A 14,887-nucleotide genomic window follows, 5' to 3' on the forward strand; every position below is an offset into this window, starting at 1 on the left:
TGCAATCAGTTCAAGCGCTTGGCCTGGCCGTCATCCTTGTACCAATCGACCGTCACCCCGCTGGTGTTGACGGTAATTGCCTTCGGCTCGGTGAACTGGTCATAGGACTCGATACCCGTCTCGCGGCCCACGCCGCTTTGCTTGAAACCACCCCACGGCGAGGCCGGGTCCAGCCGGTGGTGATCGTTGATCCACAGGATGCCGAACGTCAGCTTGTTCGCAACGCGGTGCGCACGTGCCACGTCGTTCGTCCAGATGGAAGCAGCCAGCCCGAACCGCGTGCCGTTCGCGATGCGCAATGCATCGGCCTCGTCGTCGAACGGCATGACCACCGTGACAGGACCAAACACTTCTTCCTGACCAATTTCCGAATCGGGGTCGACGTCATACAGTGCGGTTGCTTGGATATAGAAGCCGGCCCCCGCACCGGTCGCCACTTGACCGCCTGCGAGCACCTTGGCGCCCGCATTGACCGCTCGGTCCAGCATGGCGAGCACACGTGCTCGCGATCGTTCGGAGATGACGGGGCCGAGTTGTGTTCGCGGATCGGCGGGATCCCCCACGCGGATCGACTCGACCTTTGTCTTGAACTTTTCAAGGAACTTGGGGTACATGCTGCGTTGCACGAGAATGCGTGCGCCACAAACGCAGGTTTGCCCCGCTCCGATGAACGCAGCAAATGCCGCTCCGTTTACTGCACGGTCAATGTCGAGGTCGTCGAACATGATGACGGCGCCCTTGCCGCCGAGTTCCAGCGTTGTCAACGCGAAGTTGCGAGCTGCCGCTTCGCCAATTCCGCGGCCCACGTCGGTACCGCCGGTGAAGACGATCTTCTTCACCTTGGGATGGCTGGCCAACGCTGCACCCGCCACCCGGCCTTCGCCGTTCACGACGTTCACCACACCGTCCGGTACGCCTGCTTCCTTGAGCAAGGCAACGAGCCGAACGGTCGTCAGCGGTGTCTGCTCCGACGGCTTGATGACCACGCTGTTACCAGTCGCCAGCGCCGGAGCCAGGCTCTTGGACAAGATCATCAATGGATGGTTGAACGAGGTCATCAGCGCGACGACGCCCAGCGGCACGCGCTGCGTGTAGCAAAGATAGTCACCTTCGACCGGAATGACATCGGTGCGACGCGTCAACGCCAGTGCGGCAAAGTAGCGGTAGAACTGCGGCAGCCGCGCGATCTGCGCACGCGTCTCGCTGATGGGCCGTCCGTTGCCGAGCGTCTCCAAACGGAAGAACGCTTCGATGTCGGCTTCGAAGAGGTCGGCAAACTTGTTGAGCACTTTGGCGCGGTGATGGACCGACTTGTCTCGCCACACACCTTCGTCAAAGGTCCGTTGCGCGGCGAGCACGGCGCGGTCGACATCGACCTCACCGGCAGCGGCGAGTGCGCCAATTGACCTGCCCGTCGAGGGGTCGACGATCGGCATCGTTGCAGCCGAAGCAGCATCGACGAACTCGCCGTTGATAAAAAGTTTGGCGTGGTGCAGGGTGGTGTCGGTCACAAGCGAGTCCTTCGTGAGATGTCAGTGTTCGTAAGTTCAAAGGGACGCTTTGGGCAAACCGCCTGGGCGTTGCGCCGAAGCCGGGTCGGTGGAGACTGCGCTGACCTCTTCGAGCGCGCGGCGGCTTGATTCGATGCCGAGAAACGCGACAACGAGAATCTGGATCGCGAGCAGTGCAATCATCATCGTGAGAACGCCGAGGACTCCGTATTGAGAGTAGAGCGAGACCACGAGAAACGGGGTGCCGATGGTCGCTCCTCGACCGAAGGTGTTGCAGATGCCCGATGCGCGGAGGCGGACCTCGGTCGGAAAGAGTTCGGGCACGTACATGCCAAATAGCAGCGCGACCAGCACATAGATCGGAATGACCAGCAAAAGACCGACGATCGGCAAGAGGACCGGGTCACGCACGAAGGGATAGATCGCGCCGAAAATGGCAGCGATCGCAGACGCACCGATGATCATGGGCTTGCGTCCCCAGCGGTCTGCAGTGAGCGCTCCGATGCTCGCGCCGACCGGTGCACCAAACGACATCAAGAGCGCAAAACCGAGCGACTTCGCGATGGTCATGCCTTCGCTCACGAAGAAAGTGGGCAGCCAGGTCACGAACCCGTAGAGCAACGTGTTGATAACGACCAGAACCACCGATCCGACGAACAGTCGCACGAGCATCTGGCGGGTCATGAGGGTGGAAAACGAACGCGACACGGCGACTGTCGGAGCGGCGGACGGTGCGCTCAGCGCGCCTTTCTCCGCCGATACTTCCTTTTCGATCGATGTCATCAGCGCTTCGGCCTCTGCGCTGCGGCCAACCGACTCGAGCCACCGCGGCGATTCGGGGAGCGACTTGCGCAAGTACCAAACCACCAACGCACCCAGTCCACCCACCACGAACATCACTCGCCAACCGAAACTCGGCACCAGCAACAGACCAAGCAACGCACTCACCGGAAGGCCGGTCACGACGAAAGTGGCCATCCACCCTTGCAGTCGACCGCGCGCCGCCGGTGGCACGAATTCGGCAAGCGTCGAGTAGCCAACAACGTTCTCGGCCCCCAGCCCCAAGCCCATGAAAAATCGGCAGACGATGAGGAAAGCCATGGTCGGTGCAAACGCGGACGCCAGCGAGGCGATCCCGAACAACGCGAGATTGGCCTGATAGGTAAAGCGCCGTCCGAATCGGTCCCCCAAAAAGCCGGTGCCAAACGAGCCGAGCATCATTCCGAGAAAGGTTATCGACACGAACAAGGCGTTCTGCCCCATGGTCGAGAAGCCACTTTTGAGCGTCGTGCCGAGCACCGTCGACGCGATGTAGATGTCGAAGCCGTCGAAGAACATGCCAATGCCGATCAGCCGCATGATCCTGCGGTGAAATTGGGACAGCGGTAGTCGATCGAGTCGGGCGCCTGCGTTGACGGACATGGTGTCTCCAGCTTTTGTAGTGGGAATCGGGACAGACGATCTAGGACCGCAATTGCGCGGTCTGCGCGGTCTAAATCACTTGCGGGCTTGGTCCATCAGACGAAGGCTGCGGACAACCAGCGTCTCGGTGGCCAAGTTGAAGTTCTGCTCAAGCGTGCCCTCCTCAGCTTGTTGAAAGAACCCCTTGCATTGACGCGCGCCATCTGCATCCAAGGACAGGATTCGATTGACGATGGTCTCTGCATCGGAGGTCAATGCATCAGGTGCACAGACGCGGGTAACGAAACCGGCTTCAAGTGCTTGCGCAGGCGTGAACGCATCGCCGAAAAGGACCAGTGGAAAGCATGCCTTAGGCAGGCTGTAGCGCCCGAGGTAGGCCATGATCGCGGCTGGCGGCAGGCCCTTGCGCATTTCCGGGAACGCGAGGGTTGCCGAGCTGGACACGAGCGTGAAATCGCAGAGGATGGCGATACCGAGGCCAAATCCGTGCGCATCTCCCTGGACTTCTGCGATGGTGATGAGCGAGGTGCCGCGCAGCGCCTTTTTGAGTGCAATCAGCCGAGACACTTCGGCGTGAATCGATGCGGCATCCCGGCCGGAACGTTCCCGGCCGGTGCAGAAGGTTGTGCCATTTGCCCGGAGTCTGAGCACCCGCGCCGTAGGTTGCGCTGCTTGCTGTGCAAGTGCGCCGAGCATCGCCTCAAACATTGCCCCGGTGACCTCATTGCCAGCGGACGGGTTGTCGAGAGTGAAGGTCAGGACGCCGTCCGCCTCCTGGATGGAAACGGGGGCGGAGGAGGAGGTGTTCTGCATAATTGACGGCTTTAACGGCCAAGAGAATTCAGTGAATACACTGTATACACACGTTGAACCGATGTCCATGTGGACATTCCCTTGCCCTTCATGACCAGTCGACTGACTACCGACGAACAGCTGGTGGCAATCGCGACGCGGTATCACGCGACGCCTCGTCGTGAGGTTTCAGCACCGGATGCGCTCAGCGATGCAGTTGTCGTTCCAACATTGCGAGAGGCCATCGTCGGCAATCTGCTCGCCCCGGGAAGCCGGTTGCTGGAAATTCAGCTTGCCAAGCAACTTGGCGTCAGCCGTACCCCTGTGCGAGAAGCTTTTGCACAGCTTGAAAGGGAAGGGTTGGTGACGATCGTCCCCCGCGTTGGCGTCTTCGTTCGCGAGGTGACGGTGCGCGACGTCGACGAGATCTACACGGTGCGCGCAGCGCTCGAGGGAGTTGCAGTCGCGCTCGCTGCGCAAAACATCAATGACATTGGTCGTGCGCGCTTGAACCAGGCGGTCGACACGATGCGATTGAAGGTCGATGCGGCCGACCCGATCGCCTACGTGCGCGAACTGGACGACTTCTACGCAACGGTCATGTCACTTGCCGACAACAGCGTGCTGCATCGCACTCACGACAGTTTGCTAGGCCCGGTGCGCCGGCTTCGCCGCATTGCAATGTCGCGCGAGGGACGAATGGCAGCATCGTTCGCACAGACGGTGAAGATCCGCAATGCATTGGTTCGCGGCGACTTGGCCTGTGTCGATCTGATGCGTGAGCAGTTGGCCAATGCATGCAAGGCCGCAAAGGACGTGCTCGGCTAACAGGTGTACCGGACCATCTCCCCGGATCCGCGCATCTGAACCGCTTCTCGGTCTGGCAATCTGTCGAAGCCTTCATGGGTTGTTGGTTTCAGACTGCTCAAAGGCAACCCGTGCCGCTCGGCGGGCAGGGGCTCGCAAACGCGACGTCAGCTTGGCCGGACTGATCCACACAGCAATGAAGAATGATGCAAATGTGGAGTCGGGTAGATAAATTACGGAGTACGAATGAAGATGTTGAACGCGACGACCAAAACGGAGTTGGCGGTGCACCTCAGAGCCCATGCGGATGGCCCAGACCTGCTCATCGCAAGTGGTGCTATCGAGGCATTGGGTGACCTTGGAGGGAAAGCAGCCATAGGTCATCTTGAGAAACTGATGGATGAGGCGATGAGCCCCGACAAGCCAAAAAGAAAATCGCTGTGGCCTGCATTGCTGCGCGCCTATGGCCGCGCGGGCAGAGACCTACCCGAATAAGCAATCAGCTTCAAACGAGGGTGTGCCCCGAGAGACCTGCCGCCGCCAAAACAACGTGACACCCACAAAGCGAGCGCAAGTCCGCTCTAATAATTACTCGTAATTATGGGTAATTACCGAGACCGGCGTGCCAACCAACCTGCTACCGTTCCTCCGTGTGCAGCCTCAATGTCTCGGCCGCACTACACCGGAGTCCCACCCGCCATGCGTCTCGTCCAGAGCTCCCTTCACGAAGAAGTTGCCAGCACCTTGCGCGAGCAGATCTTTGCCGGCGCGCTAGCGCCCGGCAGCTTTCTCGATGAAGTCGCACTCTGTGAACGGCTGAACATTTCGCGTACGCCCCTGCGCGAGGCCTTGAAGGTGCTGACCTCGGAAGGCCTGCTGCGCCATGAACCGCGTCGCGGCTGCTTCGTCAGTGAAGTCACCGAGCAGGACCTCGACGAGATATTCCCGGTCATCGCGCTGCTGGAAGGGCGCTGCGCTTACGAGGCGGCCCGCAATGCCAGCGATGCCGATCTGGTCGACCTCGCTGTGCTGCACGAGCGGCTGAGCGAGCATGCGCAGGCCGGCCGCATACAGGACTACTACGCGACCAACTTCGCCATCCACGAGGCGATCATCGCTTTGGCAGACAACCGCTGGCTGGCGCAAGCCATCGCCGATCTGCGCAAGATCCTCAAGCTGTCGCGGCTTCAATCATTGGGCGCACCGGGCCGGATGGCGCAGAGTTTGTCGGAGCACATGACGGTGTTCGCAGCGCTTAAAAGCCGCGACAGCGAAGGTGCGGATGCCGCCATGCGAACCCACCTGACGCGGCAACGCGACGCGCTGCGTGAGCTGGCCCGCAGCCAACGATCGAGGTTTGCATCGTGACCGCAGCGGACTGGCTCAACCGCAACGTGTCGCGCCTTGGCGGTGACAAGAAGACAGCGAAAACGCCGACGGCCGCTGCAGATGCGGCGATGCCGGCACCGGCTCCGGCCCGCAGTACGCGTGAACGCCTGGCGGCTACCTTGCGACAGAAAGAAGAGGCGCTGTCGCCGCGCGTGTTGCGCCGCACGCTGCAGGAGTTGAAGGCCATCGTCGATCCGCAAGTCAGCGAAGTCGAAGGCGGACGCCGCGCTCACGGCGTGGCCGGCTGGTACGCCGGCGCCACGCAGGACGAGCGACGCGACATGTGGCTGCTGATGAGCGAGCAGTTCGTCGCCGACTCGCAGAAAACGCAGCTGGCCCAGGCGCAGTTCGCCCGTGCAGTCGGCACGCCCGACGAGGCTGTCGCAGAAGTGCGCTATCGCCGTGCCACCGTGTCACCGCGCCGGCGTCTGCTGCAGCGCTTCAGCGTGTTTCCGGAAGGCATCCGTTTTCTGGTCGACCTGCGCGCCGACCTGTTGCCGCACCTCAAGTCCGACAAGCGGCTGCAGGCGCTGGATGTCGAGATGGAATACATGTTCTCGACCTGGTTCGACGTGGGCTTTCTGGAGCTGCGCCGTATCAGCTGGGACTCGCCGGCATCGCTGATCGAAAAGCTGATCCGCTACGAGGCGGTGCACGACATCAAGAGCTGGGCCGACGTCAAGAACCGGCTCGACTCGGACCGCCGCTGCTACGGCTTTTTTCATCCGCGCCTGCCGGACGATCCGCTGATTTTTGTCGAAGTAGCATTGGTCGACCGCATGACCGACAGCATCACGCCGCTGCTGGACGAGTCGGCCGACACCACCGATCTGAGCAAGGCCACCACCGCTATTTTTTATTCGATCAGCAACACGCAGGCAGGCTTGCGCGGCGTGAGTTTTGGCGACTCGCTGATCAAGCGGGTGGCGGAGACGCTGAAGGAAGAATTCCCCAAGCTGAAGGCGTTCGCCACGCTGTCGCCAATTCCCGGTTTTCGCAGCTGGCTGGCCAAAAATGCCGGCGCCATGATCGACAAGCTGGATGTAAAAACACGGGCGACACTCGGCCGCGCTGTGGGTTTCGAGCCGCCGCTGGCGAATCACTTCCTGGCCGCCGCTGACGCTGCGCCGGCACTGGACGCTCGTTCTCCGGTGCGCCAGATGCTGCTGCGGTGTGCCGCCGAATACCTCGGTCGCGCGATGCTCGATGGCAAGCCGCTGGACGCAGTGGCCCGGTTCCACCTGGGCAACGGCGCACGCGTCGAACGCCTGAACTGGGCCGGCGATCCGTCGGTCAAAGGCATGAAGCAGTCGTACGGACTGATGGTGAATTACCTCTACGACCTGAAACGCCTGGACAAGCACCGCGCCATGCTCGCTCAGGGTCAAATCCCGGCTTCCAGCGAGGTCGAAGGTTTGTATATGTGACGCGCGCTTGGTTTATTTCACAGTAAGACAGGAGACAAACATGACTTTCACACGACGCGACTTTCTGAATACCGCTGGTGCTACGGCACTGGGTTCAATGGCTGGCAACTCGTTTGCACAGGCGGGCGGCAGCAGCCTGAAAATCTCGCACCAGTTTCCGGGTGGCACCTTGACGGAGGGCGACTTTCGCGACCGGCTCTGTCGCCGCTTTGCGGCTGAAGTCGAGAAGCGGACCAACGGTGCATTGAAGTCATCGGTCTATGCCGGCTCGTCGCTGATGAAGACCAACGCCCAGTTCTCTTCCATGCGCAAGGGCGCACTCGACATGAGCCTGGTTCCGCTGTCGTACGCCGGTGGCGAGGTGGCCGAGACCAACATCGGTCTGATGCCGGCGCTTGTGCCGAGCTACGAGCAGGCGGCCGCGTGGAAGACCGCCGAGGTCGGCAAGCTGCTGGCAAAGGTGCTGGACGACAAGGGCATCCTCATCGTCAGTTGGGTCTGGCAAGCCGGCGGCGTCGCCAGTCGCACCCGCGCACTGCTCACGCCCGACGACGCCAAGGGCCTGAAGGTGCGCGGCGGCAGCCGCGAGATGGACATGATGCTGAAGCAAGCCGGCGCCGCGGTCATTACCTTGCCCTCCAATGAAATCTACGCGTCGATGCAGACCGGCGCGATGGACGCGGCCATGACGTCGAGCACCAGCTTCATCTCGTTCAAGCTCGAAGAGATCGCCAAGCACCTGACCTCGGGCCGCGACAAAACCTACTGGTTCATGCTGGAGCCACTGATGATTTCGAAAGAGGTGTTCGGCAAGCTGCCCAAGGCGCAGCAGGATGTGGTGATGGCGGTCGGCGCCGAAATGGAAATCTTCGGACGCGACGCGGCCCGTGCCGACGACAAGATCGCGGCCGATGTCTACGCCAAGGCCGGCGCGGCGGTGGTCGACATGGACGAAGCCACGCTGAAGAAATGGCAGACCATCGCTCGCGCCACCGCCTGGAAGGATTTCAGCGACAGAAACGAGTCCTGCGCGGCGCTGCTCAAGGCAGCCCAGAAACTGGCATGAGCCACGAGTTCATTCCGCCTGCCGTCGACGGCACGGCATTGCCACGTGTCGCTGTTCAGATCGATCCGTTCACGCCGCGTGCGTTGCAACCGTTGGCTCGCGCGCTGCTGTGGGTCAATCGGGCGATGGTCATGCTGGGCATGGTGACCCTGTTGCTGGCCGCGCTGGTGCTGACCTACAGCGTGGTCTCGCGCTATGTCATGCAGGCCTCGACCGACTGGCAGGACGAGGCGGCGGTGTTCTGCCTCGTCGCGGCCACCTTTCTGTGCGCGGCCTACGTGCAGTCGCTGCGTGGCCATATCGGCATCGAAGCCGTGGCCGGCTGGCTGCCCCAATCCCTCGACAAGTGGCGCCTGATGCTGGTCGATTTGATGAGCCTGCTGTTCTGTACGTTTTTCGCCTGGAAGTCATGGGCGCTGTTTCATGAGGCGTGGGTCGAGCAACAGACCACGTCCTCGTCGTGGGCGCCGCCGTTGACGATTCCCTACGGCATCATGGCCGTGGGCATGACCCTGCTCGGCCTGCAACTGCTGGTGCAGTTCAGTGCCCGCCTCAACGCACTGACCCAGCCGGCGGGCGGAGCGGTGTCATGAGCATGCTCGCCATAGGGCTGTTTTTCGGCGGCATGACGCTGCTGTTCATGTTCTCGGGCGCGCCGATTTCTTTCGCGCTGGGCAGCGTCGCCGTGCTGTTCATGTACCTGTTCATGCCTGCGTCGGCCCTCAACACGGTCACGCAAAACGTCTATGAAGAAATGGCCAGCGTCACGCTGCTGTCGATTCCGCTGTTCATTCTGAAAGGCGCCGCCATCGGCAGATCGCGCGCGGGCCAGGACCTGTATGCCGCGATGCATGTCTGGATGGGCCGCATCCCCGGCGGTCTGGGCATTGCCAACGTGTTCGCCTGTGCGCTGTTCGCAGCGATGGCCGGCTCCAGCCCGGCGACCTGCTCGGCCATCGGCAGCGCGGGCATTCCGGAAATGCGCCGGCGCGGTTATTCGCCCGGCTTTGCCGCCGGCATCATCGCTGCGGGCGGCACGCTGGGCATCCTCTTGCCGCCTTCGGTGACGATGATTCTCTACGCCGTGGCGGCCGAACAATCGCTGGGCCGACTGTTCCTGGCGGGCATCTTTCCAGGGGTGTTGCTGGTGTCGTTGTTCGCGATCTATGCGGTGCTGCGTTATCGCAAGGAATACCGTCTGGCCGAGGCCGAGTACACGCGCTCGGGCACGGCGTCGGCGCTGCTGGAGCACGAGACCTTCAGCACGCGGCAGAAGTTCGAGATGCTGCCGCGTGTCGTCCCTTTCGTGCTGCTGCTGATCGGCGTGATGGTCGCCCTGTACGGCGGCTTCGCCACGCCGAGCGAGACAGCCGGGCTGGGGGCTGTGCTGGCGCTGCTGCTGATCGCCGTGATCTACGGCGTCTGGCGGCCGCGCGACGTGGCACCGATCCTCACCGCCACGCTCAAGGAGTCGTCGATGCTGATGCTGATCATCGGCATGTCGCTGCTGTTCTCTTACGTGATGAGCTACCTGCACATCAGCCAGTCGACGGCCGAGTGGGTGGTCGGCATGCACCTGTCGCGCTGGGTGCTGCTGGCCACCGTCCTGGTGATGGTGATCTTGCTGGGTTTCTTTTTGCCGCCTGTCAGCATCATCCTGATGACGGCGCCGATCATTCTGCCGCCGCTGAAAGCTGCCGGCTTCGACCTGATCTGGTTCGGCGTGCTGATGACCATCGTGATGGAGACCGGGCTGATTCATCCGCCGGTGGGCTTGAACATCTTTGTCATCAAGAACATCGCGCCCGATATTCCCCTTAACGAAATCATCTGGGGCGTGCTGCCGTTCGTGCTGTTGATGCTGCTGGCGGTGGTGCTGATCTGCGTGTTCCCCGGCATCGCCACCGCGCTACCGGATGCCGTGATGGGTGCCATCGCAGCCAAGTCCTGATTGCCTTCCCAATGATTCGAGCCATGCAAAACGACAATATTTTTTCAGCCTTGCGCGCGGCATTTCCAGCTGACCTTGCCGGCGTTGCCATCGAGACCGAGCACCCGCTGAACTACACGTGGCAGGACATCGAACGGGCCACCGCGATGATGGCCAACCTGCTGGCGTCGCTCAAGCTGCCGAAGGGCGCACGCGTTGCAGTACAGGTCGAAAAATCCGTTGAAGCGGCATTGCTCTACCTGGCGACGCTGCGCGCCGGCTATGTCTTCCTGCCGCTGAACACGGCCTACCAGCGCGGAGAAATGGCGTATTTCATCGGCAATGCCGAGCCGAGTGTCGTGGTGTGCAGCCCGCAGAATGTCGGCTGGGTCGGCGAGCTCGCCGCCGAGGCCGGTGTGCCGCACGTCTTCACGCTGGGTGACGACCGCAGCGGCACCTGGCTGGAGCGCGCCGCGCACTGCAGCGACCGGCACCAGGTCGCAGTCAAGAAGACCGATGACCTGGCCGCGATCCTCTACACCAGCGGCACCACCGGCCGCAGCAAGGGCGCGATGCTGTCGCACGGCAACCTGCTGAGCAATGCGCGGGTGCTGAAAAAATACTGGGGCTGGAAGCCCGGCGACGTGCTGATTCACGCGCTGCCGATCTTTCACGTCCATGGGCTTTTCGTGGCATTGCATGGCGCGCTGATCAACGGCAGCAAGATGATCTGGCTGGCGAAGTTCGACCCCAAGCGGGTGGTCAGCAAGCTGCCCGAAGCGACGGTCTTCATGGGCGTTCCGACGTTGTATGTGCGCCTGTTGGCCGAGCCCGGCCTGACGCGCGAGGCCTGCAGAAACATGCGGCTCTTCGTCGCCGGTTCGGCGCCGCTGCTGATCGAGACCTTCAACGAGTGGAAAGAACGCACCGGCCAAACGATCCTGGAGCGCTACGGCATGAGCGAGACCGCCATGCTGACGTCCAACCCGTATGAAGAACCGCACGGCGATGAGCGGCGCGGCGGCACGGTCGGCTTCCCCTTGCCAGGTGTGTCGCTGCGGGTACGCGGCGAGGGTCACGAGTCGCTGACGGCGGGAGAGATCGGCGGCATCGAGGTCCAGGGCCCGAACGTCTTCGCCGGCTACTGGCGCATGCCCGAGAAGACCCAAGAGGAATTCACCGACGACGGATTCTTCAAGACCGGCGACGTCGGCGTTGTGGATGCGCGTGGCTACGTCACCATCGTCGGCCGCAGCAAGGATTTGATCATCAGCGGCGGCTACAACGTGTATCCGGCCGAGATCGAGGGCACCATCAACGAGATGCCCGGCGTGGCCGAAAGCGCCGTGGTTGGCGTGCCCCACAAGGACTTCGGCGAAGTGGGTGTGGCACTGGTGATTGCCAAGCCGGGCACGGCGCCCGATCCGCAAAAGATCCTGGCCGAGTTGAAGTCGAAGCTGGCCAACTTCAAGATACCGAAGCAGTGCTTCGTCGTCGGCGAATTGCCACGCAATGCCATGGGCAAGGTGCAGAAGAAGCTGCTGCGGGAACAGTACGCAGCACTGTTTGCCTGAAGCCACGAGGGGCGCGGACCGTCTCTGGCGGCTGCGCTACCGCATTACCGCGCTACCGCATTACCGCGCTGCTGCGCTGCTCGATCCGACCGGGACTCGCCGGGCCAGGCCTTACTGGGTTTTGGCCCCCGCCTCGAACCAGCGCCCGATCAGCGCCCGCTCCGCATCGGTGATGCCGGTCGCGTTGTTCATCGGCATGATCTTGGTCACCACTGCCTGCTGGTACACCGCCTGCGCGTGCAGGGCCACCTGATCGGGTGAGTCGAGCCGGACGTTCTTCATCTGCATCGCGGCGCCGTGGCACATGTAGCAGCGCTGTTCGAGCACCTTCTGCACGTCACCGAAGCTGACAGCCTGCACCACCGCGCCGGGCGGCGGCGCAGGAGTGGGTTCGGGCTTCATCCAGACGATCGTCAGCCCGAGCACCAAGATGCCGACCATCGCATACGCGATCGGGTTGCGGGCATTGCCCAACTTGAAACGGTGTCGCACCACGAAGAACTGTCGAATGGCCGCGCCGCCCAGCATGATGAGCAGCAGCACGATCCAGTTGTATTTGTGGGTGTAGGTGAAGCTGTAGTGGTTGCTCAGCATCGCGAACAGCACCGGCAGCGTGAAGTAGGTGTTGTGCACGCTGCGCTGTTTGCCGCGCACGCCGTGCGTGGGGTCGACCGGCCGACCCTCGCGCAGCGCCTGCACGTTCTTGCGCTGGCCGGGAATGATCCAGAAGAACACGTTGCCGCTCATGGTCGTGGCCATCATGGCGCCGACCAGCAAAAAGGCCGCTCGGCCCGCGAACCAATGGCATGCCAGCCAGGTAGCAAAAGCGATGAAAAGCGCGATCAGCAAGCCGACGACCGTGTCGCCGTGCTTGCCCTTGCCGAACAACTGGCAGATGCTGTCGTAGACCATCCAGAACACGACGAAGAACGCCAGCGCGACACCGATGGCGGCACCGGGTTGCCAGTCCATCTTGCTCTTGTCGATGAGGTACGTGCTGGCATTCCAGAGGTACGACATGGTGAAGAGCGCAAAGCCGGTAAGCCACGTCGAATAGCTCTCCCAATACGACCAGTGCAGATGGTCCGGTAGCACCTTGGGCGCCAGGCCGTACTTCTGCATGTTGTAGAAGCCGCCGCCGTGCACCGCCCATTGCTCGCCGCCGACGCCCTTGTCGAGCGATTCCTTGTCTTGCGGCTTTTCGAGGCTGTTGTCCAGCATCACGAAGTAGAACGAAGCACCGATCCATGCAATGGCGGTGATGACGTGGGCCCAACGCAGCAGCAGGTTGGCCCAGTCGAGGTAATAACTTTCCATTTGCGCTCAACCCCGGAATGGTTCTGGCCTGCTCACCACCGCGGGCACTGTAAGCAGAGAAAGTGCCGCGAACGCCGTTCCTTGAGGGGAACTCGCTCCGCTGCGGCTTGTTGTAAACCGAAGTGTATACACTTTTAAGGTGCCTTTGGGCTGTTTTTTGAACCGTCTTCGAGCGTCCGAGAGGGTCAGCCCATGAATTGCAACAACTGTGCCGCCACCGCGACCGCAATGACCTCCGGCTCCTTGCCGTGAATGCCGGGCGTACCGATCGGGCAGGTGACGCGGCTCATCTCGGCTTCGGTGAAACCACGTGCTTCAAGTCGGTGCCGGAAGGTCGCCCACTTCGTCTTGCTGCCGATCAGGCCGATGTACGGCAGGTCGTCGCGCGCCCTCAGGCGCTTGAGGCAGGCGATGAGGATGTCGAGGTCTTCGGCATGGCTGAAGCTCATGATGAGCACGCGCGACTGGGGCGCGAGTTGGGCCACGGCGTCCTGCACCGGCTCCGAATGCTCGGCGTCGATCTGCGCCGGCAGCGCCGCGGGGAACACGCCATCGCGGCTGTCGATCCAGCGCACTGAAAACGGCAGCGTCGCGAGCAGCCGCCCGAGCGCGGCGCCGACATGGCCGCCGCCGAACAGCGCGACCGGCGGCAGGTGCGCGACCAATTCCCGCTTGAGCGCTGGCGCATCGCGTGCGCCGATCGCCTGGTACGACAGGAACATGACGCCGCCACAGCATTGGCCCAGGCTCGGACCGAGCGGGTAGCGGCGCACGCCGTCGATGGGCGGCGCGCCGGCCAGCACGGCGCGCGCTTCTTCGGTCGCCTGGAACTCGAGTTGCCCACCGCCGATGGTGCCGGTGAGGCCATTCGCCCACACCGCCATCCAGGTGCCGGCCTCGCGAGGGGCCGAACCTTGCGTCGATGTCACGCGCACCAACACCGCGTTTTCGTGCGCGAGGCGCGCCAGCAGTTCGTCGACGGCGCCGATCAAAACGGAAACCTCCGGTTGCCAATGGTCGAACCGTCGTCAGCGCCTGTCATCCCGCTCACGGTATAAATCTGCCGATGAACTTTCAGTCTCTCTTGCCGTCCTTCTTGCCATCCGGCCTGCCCACTCTTTTGCGTCGGGCGATGTCCCGCAATCTTGGGTTCGCAACTGCCCTCGTCGGAGCCATCTGGCTTGCCGGCTGCGGCAGCACCAGCCCGACCGCGCCCATCACTTCGCCGGTGCCGGGCCAGCTGAGTCGCGCCGCCGCGGACAACACGGCAGGAAAGATCCCCCGCCCTTCCGTCGCTGCGACACCGCGCGACTATCGCAAGGACGCCGCACGCCACATCTACGACGGCAACAAGGACCGCATCTACGACGGCAAGATGCCGCCGATGCTCTATGCGGTCGGCACGCTGCAGGTCAACCTCGACACCAACGGCAAGGTGCTCTCGATGCACTGGATGCGCGCGCCGAACCATGCGCCCGAGGTGATCGCCGAGATCGAACGCACGGTGCTGGAGGCTTCGCCTTTTCCGGCGGCCACGCGCATCGGCAAGGTCACCTGGACCGACACCTGGCTGTGGGATCGCGGCGGCCATTTCCAGCTCGACACGCTCACCGAAGGACAGCTCTAGACGCCACAGGCGCATCGGCGTCATC

The 14,887-nt window shown here is 62.6% G+C and carries 14 protein-coding genes; 9 read left to right on the forward strand and 5 right to left on the reverse strand.

Annotation, left to right across the window (positions count from 1 at the left end; genetic code table 11):
• Positions 1-5: 5 nt before the first annotated feature.
• From QN397_RS07155 to QN397_RS07165, 3 genes are all read right to left on the reverse strand, one after another.
• The gene (locus tag QN397_RS07155) at positions 6-1,511 is read right to left on the reverse strand and encodes an aldehyde dehydrogenase (protein WP_323495382.1); all 1,506 of its coding nucleotides are present in this window, start codon (positions 1,509-1,511) and stop codon (positions 6-8) included.
• A 36-nt stretch (positions 1,512-1,547) separates the two neighbouring features.
• Complete coding sequence (locus QN397_RS07160; RefSeq protein WP_323500544.1) at positions 1,548-2,933, reverse strand: MFS transporter; 1,386 nt, start codon at positions 2,931-2,933, stop codon at positions 1,548-1,550.
• Positions 2,934-3,008: 75 nt separating this feature from the next.
• Positions 3,009-3,815 (reverse strand): enoyl-CoA hydratase/isomerase family protein, encoded by an 807-nt coding sequence (locus QN397_RS07165; RefSeq protein WP_416352129.1) that lies wholly within the window; start codon positions 3,813-3,815, stop codon positions 3,009-3,011.
• A gap of 21 nt (positions 3,816-3,836) precedes the next feature.
• On the opposite strand from QN397_RS07165, the gene QN397_RS07170 reads away from it, so the two are divergent.
• The 8 genes from QN397_RS07170 to QN397_RS07205 all read left to right on the forward strand — a co-directional run bounded on the left by QN397_RS07170 (position 3,837) and on the right by QN397_RS07205 (position 11,918).
• On the forward strand, positions 3,837-4,553 hold the full coding sequence (locus QN397_RS07170; protein ID WP_323495384.1) for a GntR family transcriptional regulator: 717 nt from the start codon (positions 3,837-3,839) through the stop codon (positions 4,551-4,553).
• A 225-nt stretch (positions 4,554-4,778) separates the two neighbouring features.
• Positions 4,779-5,027 (forward strand): hypothetical protein, encoded by a 249-nt coding sequence (locus tag QN397_RS07175; protein ID WP_323495385.1) that lies wholly within the window; start codon positions 4,779-4,781, stop codon positions 5,025-5,027.
• A 204-nt stretch (positions 5,028-5,231) separates the two neighbouring features.
• A complete protein-coding gene (locus tag QN397_RS07180; RefSeq protein ID WP_323495386.1) occupies positions 5,232-5,900 on the forward strand; it encodes a GntR family transcriptional regulator in 669 nt (222 codons plus the stop codon).
• Positions 5,897-7,348, forward strand: coding sequence for a malonyl-CoA decarboxylase (locus tag QN397_RS07185; protein WP_323495387.1), 1,452 nt, complete (start codon positions 5,897-5,899; stop codon positions 7,346-7,348). Before QN397_RS07180 ends, QN397_RS07185 begins: the two co-directional genes overlap by 4 nt.
• Positions 7,349-7,388: 40 nt before the next feature.
• Positions 7,389-8,414: a TRAP transporter substrate-binding protein DctP gene (dctP, locus tag QN397_RS07190; protein WP_416352130.1), complete on the forward strand. Its 1,026-nt coding sequence runs from the start codon at positions 7,389-7,391 to the stop codon at positions 8,412-8,414.
• Entirely contained in the window at positions 8,411-9,007 is a 597-nt protein-coding gene (locus tag QN397_RS07195) for a TRAP transporter small permease (RefSeq protein ID WP_416352131.1), read from the forward strand. The genes dctP and QN397_RS07195 overlap by 4 nt, the downstream gene beginning before the upstream one ends.
• Positions 9,004-10,365: a TRAP transporter large permease gene (locus QN397_RS07200; protein ID WP_323495388.1), complete on the forward strand. Its 1,362-nt coding sequence runs from the start codon at positions 9,004-9,006 to the stop codon at positions 10,363-10,365. Before QN397_RS07195 ends, QN397_RS07200 begins: the two co-directional genes overlap by 4 nt.
• Before the next feature lie 23 nt (positions 10,366-10,388).
• Complete coding sequence (locus tag QN397_RS07205; protein WP_323500545.1) at positions 10,389-11,918, forward strand: malonyl-CoA synthase; 1,530 nt, start codon at positions 10,389-10,391, stop codon at positions 11,916-11,918.
• A 111-nt stretch (positions 11,919-12,029) separates the two neighbouring features.
• Here QN397_RS07205 and QN397_RS07210 read toward each other — a convergent pair whose 3' ends face one another.
• A complete protein-coding gene (locus tag QN397_RS07210) occupies positions 12,030-13,235 on the reverse strand; it encodes a urate hydroxylase PuuD (protein WP_323495391.1) in 1,206 nt (401 codons plus the stop codon).
• A gap of 185 nt (positions 13,236-13,420) precedes the next feature.
• Positions 13,421-14,227, reverse strand: coding sequence for a xanthine dehydrogenase accessory protein XdhC (gene xdhC / locus QN397_RS07215; RefSeq protein ID WP_323495392.1), 807 nt, complete (start codon positions 14,225-14,227; stop codon positions 13,421-13,423).
• A 140-nt stretch (positions 14,228-14,367) separates the two neighbouring features.
• Between xdhC and QN397_RS07220 the strand changes: the two genes are divergently transcribed.
• Positions 14,368-14,862 carry a hypothetical protein gene (locus QN397_RS07220; RefSeq protein ID WP_323495551.1) on the forward strand — a complete coding sequence of 165 codons (495 nt, stop codon included), beginning with the start codon at positions 14,368-14,370 and terminating at the stop codon, positions 14,860-14,862.
• Positions 14,863-14,887: the final 25 nt, after the last annotated feature.

The sequence above is a fragment of the Variovorax sp. RTB1 genome (genome assembly GCF_035018765.1).
In the GTDB taxonomy this organism is placed as follows: domain Bacteria; phylum Pseudomonadota; class Gammaproteobacteria; order Burkholderiales; family Burkholderiaceae_C; genus Variovorax.